The following is a 4,480-nucleotide window of genomic DNA, read 5'->3' as shown; positions in this document are numbered from 1 at the left end:
AAATATATGATTGTTCTAAACGGTAAAAAAGAATAAAATGGAAGAAAATGATTTTGTTTCAATCTGGCTGGAAGAAACCGGAAATCCAGCAATTGAGAAACTAGCGCAGCTAAATCTTGAAGTTGCCAATAAAACCACAAAAGTACTTGCAGAAAAAGGTGCAACAGAAAACGATCTTGCTTCCATACTGGATATTAATCCTGATGAAATTAAAAGGTGGTTAACTGGCAAACATGTCTTCAGCATCAAAACCATTAACGAAATTGTTATTGCAATGGCCGAAATTACTCAAAGAGAAGAGCAGCCTGAATTCCAATAAATATTCTATTATACTTTTAGTCGTTGTTAAGCGCTAGTTAAATCAATACAATCTTCCTTTAGGGTTATAAAACAGTCCTTTAATTGAATTTTAGCATATTTATTTGCAAAAATATTTAAAATAGGGTGTACTTAGCAGGCCTAGCCCAACTGACAGGGCTACAGTTGAAGCATTTAATTATTGGGGGCTATCCTTAATTATTTATCTACTGTAGTTTCGTTAAAGTTCACCGTTTTGAGCTTACTTACATTCTTTTGTTCGATGGCTTTTCCGGCATAACCAGGTTTATTTACACCCCATACCACATTGCTGTTAAGTAAACTGATGTATCCCGTATTTTCAAAATAAAACCCTGCAATTGCACTTTTAACAAGTCCTTCTACATTGCTCGGCCTACGATCGTATACGCCTCCTTCTTCCTTTGTGGTTTTATCAAGATAAACACTAACCTGATCAAAGTAGATCTCTGAAATTTTATCGGGGCTTTCGCCGCTGATATACACACCACTTTCTCCCGTACATCTGATATTGCTGAAATAAATATTTTTAACCGCTCCTACCTTTCCCTTGGTTTGTCCTTTTGGTAAACGCCAACCAGCATCTTTATTGTTGCTGGTTGCTCTTGGGTAAGCAGTAATATAAATCGGCTCTGCCTTGCCCCACCATACATCCGAAAAAAGTTTGGATTCGATAAACAGGTTGGAGAAAATTACGTTGTTTACTGTGCCCTCATCACGGTTTTGAATACCAATGCCGCGGTTGCTTTTCCTGATATTACAATTATTGATGAGCACATTACTGATCCGGTCCATATTTTCAGAACCTATTTTAATGGCGCATGAGCTAGAGGTCATGGTGCAGTTACTAATCACAATATTTTCGCAGGCACCATATTCTTCAAATTCACGTCTGTTTTTTAAGCAGATACAATCATCACCTGATTCGATAAAACAATTGGTAATCCTCACATTTTTACTATGATCAAGATCAATACCATCGCTGTTACGGATTTTAATACTGTTCAACAGCGTAATATTCGATATCGATACATCATTACAACCCACTAAATGGACCGTCCAGTAGGCTGAATTCTGAAAAGTTACCCCATCTATGTTCAGTTTATTACAACCGATCAAAGTAAGCAAATGCGGCCTGGGGTCTACAACATTAAAGGGTTTTAACACATATGAGTCGCTAAGCTCCTCCCCCATAAACGAAATCCCATTTCCATCAATTACACCTGTTCCACTGATGCTTACCTGTTCTAGTTTTTCCCCGCCTATCCAAACGGTTCCCTCGCCTTTGTTTTCACGAAAGGCACTTTGGGTATATAATTTTTCATCCGGACTAGCCAAGAGCTTAGCACCACCCTCCACTCTTAAATCGATGAACGATTTTAAGTTAAAAGGACCAGTTAAAAACACATAACCAGCTGGTACAATTACCTGCCCACCGCCTGCTGCAGCACAGGCATCGATGGTTTTCTGAATAGCAGCTGCATCATTGGTTTTGCCATCGCCAACTGCGCCGTAGTTTTTAATATTGTATAATTTATTTTGGGCCAGCGTGCCGAAAGAAATCAGCATTGCAAAAAAGAGTAATATTTTGATCTTCATTTTCAATTCATTAGGAATAAATACATAGAGCTATTTTAGGCAAAGACCCGTTTACCAAAAAACGGTATAAAGTGCTGCAAGAATACCACATATTATAACCGAGGCAATGGTAAATGCCGGAGTAACCTTAAACATGCTACGGTCTATTTCAAGACCCTGTGGATTATCTTTACTTTTCGGATCGGTTAACGTAACCAAAACCATCAAAATAATGATGATCACAAATACCCACGACATCCTGTTTAAGAAAGGGATTGGCTCAATGGCCCCATTGGTTAATGTGGGTAAAAATTTAAACAAGATAGATAATGGTATAGTTAGTAATGCAGCAGTTAGGGCTGCACGTGAAGTGGTTTTTTTCCAGAAAAAGCCCAGTAAAAAGATGGCAAAAACACCCGGTGAAATAAAACCGACATATTCTTGAATAAATTGATAAACCTGATCAAAACTTCGCAATGCAGGCGCAATAACGATAGCAATTAAGGATGCAATAACCACAGACCACCGACCAACTGAAACCAAACGTGTTTCTGAAGCTTCGGGTTTGATAAACTTTTTGTAAATATCAAGCGTAAATATGGTGGCTATACTATTGCATTTCCCTGCTAAAGAGGCCACAATAGCAGCAGTAAGTGCGGCAAAAGCAAGGCCTTTAATCCCTGCAGGCAATAAATTCATAAGTACCGGATAAGCATGATCTGGTTTAACCGTTCCTGCGGCATCGAGCATTTCTGAATGAAAATAACCACGTTGATAAAGCACATAAGCCGCAATACCTGGAATAACAACAATTACCGGAATTAGTAATTTTAAAAATGCAGCAAATATTAGTCCGTTGCGCCCGGTTTTTAAATCGGCTCCCAACGCCCTTTGAACGATATACTGGTTACAGCCCCAGTAATTTAAATTATTGATCCACAAACCACCTACCAGTACCGCAATACCTGGCAGTTCGTTGTAGAATTTATCTCCTTTCGAAAATATCATATGAAAATGATCAGACGCTTCACTGCGTAATAATGGAAGCGAGGCTAAAACACTTGGCGCATCTAATTTTTCGGCTACGAGTTTAAGTGCCATATAACAGGTAATCAACCCACCTGCAACTAAAACAAAAACCTGTATTACATCGGTATAACCAATTACCTTCATCCCACCCAGCGTAATGATAGCAGAAAAAATGGCCAGGAAAATGATGCATATATTAAAAGGAACGCCTGTAATGGTTTCAATAGCAATGGCACCAAGAAAGAAAATAGACGTCAAGTTTACAAACACATAAACGAGTAACCAAAAAACAGCCATCAGTGTACTCACCGTATTATTATAGCGGTTAGACAGGAACTGTGGCATAGTGTAAATTTTGTTCTTAATATAAATGGGTAGAAAGAATATGGCTACAATAATTAGCGTGGCGGCTGCCATCCATTCGTAACTTGCAATGGCAAGCCCCATAGCAAAACCCGAACCCGACATGCCAATAAAATGCTCGGCAGAAATATTAGACGCAATGATAGATGCACCAATTGCCCACCAGGTAAGTGAGCCTTCTGCCAGAAAATAATCTTTGGTATCGGTACGCTTTTTTTTCTTGCTCCGATAAACCCAATAGCCATATGCCGAAACAATAATAAAATACATCAAAAAAACAGCATAATCGAATGCAGACAGGTGGTTCATATAGATTTTATATTTGGGTTTTTTAAAAATCAGAAAAAATCCCAATGTTGGGGGCTAAATTCGATTATTTAATTACGTAAACGTTTTCGCCTAGCTTGTAGCAACAACATAGACTTATCCCCGTTAGCAGCCTGTTGATTCGCGCTTAGTGAGCACCGATTTCAATATAATATTCTGTTCATCATCCAGTTGTTTATTATTGAGAATTTTGAACAGGCATTTTGCCGCTTCGCGCCCGATTTCGAAGGCCGGCTGTGAGATTGTGGTAAGTGAGGGGCTCAACAGTTTTGCGGTACTCAGGTTCGAAAAGCTCAGTATTTTCACATCATCCGGAATCTTAAGGTCCATTTCTCTACAGGCGCAATAAGCAGGAATAATAAATTCTTCAATGGAAGAAAAAAGAGCATCGGGCTTATACTTTTTAAGCAGTTCCTTTATATGTTGCAGATTAAGGTCTTCGTCATCCTGATATTTAACAACGGGCTGCTCATCAGCAGCTATTCCATGCGTTTTCAGTGCATCAAGATAACCTGCAAACCTGGCTTTACCAGCTGGAAGATTTTCCAACCCATATAAATACGCAATTTTGGTACAACCGCATTCAATTAAATGCTCAGTCGCCTGAAAAGCAATTTCGTAATCATCGGTAGTTACTTTAACTGCATCCAGGTTTTCATAAACGCGGTCAAAAAACACCAATGGAATTTTCTTAACCAGGTTGGTATAATATTCACTGTTATACTCGCTGCTCGATACTGATGTAAGAATACCATCTACCCTGCCATTTAATAAACTATTGGTGAAGGCAACTTCTGCTTCTATATTCTCGTGGGTTTGATAAATAAGTACATGGTAACCGTATTGC

4 protein-coding genes are annotated in these 4,480 nt (G+C 38.8%); 1 reads left to right on the top strand and 3 read right to left on the bottom strand.

The genetic code is table 11. From position 1 onward, the window contains the following. The first annotated feature begins 37 nt into the window (after positions 1 to 37). Positions 38 to 319 carry a hypothetical protein gene (locus AC1DND_RS20690; RefSeq protein ID WP_477584522.1) on the top strand — a complete coding sequence of 94 codons (282 nt, stop codon included), beginning with the start codon at positions 38 to 40 and terminating at the stop codon, positions 317 to 319. 197 nt (positions 320 to 516) lie between these two features. Here AC1DND_RS20690 and AC1DND_RS20685 read toward each other — a convergent pair whose 3' ends face one another. From AC1DND_RS20685 to AC1DND_RS20675, 3 genes are all read right to left on the bottom strand, one after another. Beyond that, a complete protein-coding gene (locus tag AC1DND_RS20685) occupies positions 517 to 1,935 on the bottom strand; it encodes a glycoside hydrolase family 28 protein (protein ID WP_477584520.1) in 1,419 nt (472 codons plus the stop codon). A gap of 51 nt (positions 1,936 to 1,986) precedes the next feature. After that, positions 1,987 to 3,615: a sodium/sugar symporter gene (locus AC1DND_RS20680; protein ID WP_477584518.1), complete on the bottom strand. Its 1,629-nt coding sequence runs from the start codon at positions 3,613 to 3,615 to the stop codon at positions 1,987 to 1,989. Positions 3,616 to 3,738: 123 nt separating this feature from the next. After that, the coding region (locus tag AC1DND_RS20675; RefSeq protein WP_477584516.1) for a substrate-binding domain-containing protein at positions 3,739 to 4,480 on the bottom strand (742 nt) is incomplete at its 5' end.

The sequence above is a fragment of the Pedobacter sp. 01N416 genome, from assembly GCF_056399685.1.
The sequence above is the reverse complement of the archived record's forward strand: the minus strand, read 5'-3'. Positions and strand labels throughout refer to the sequence as shown.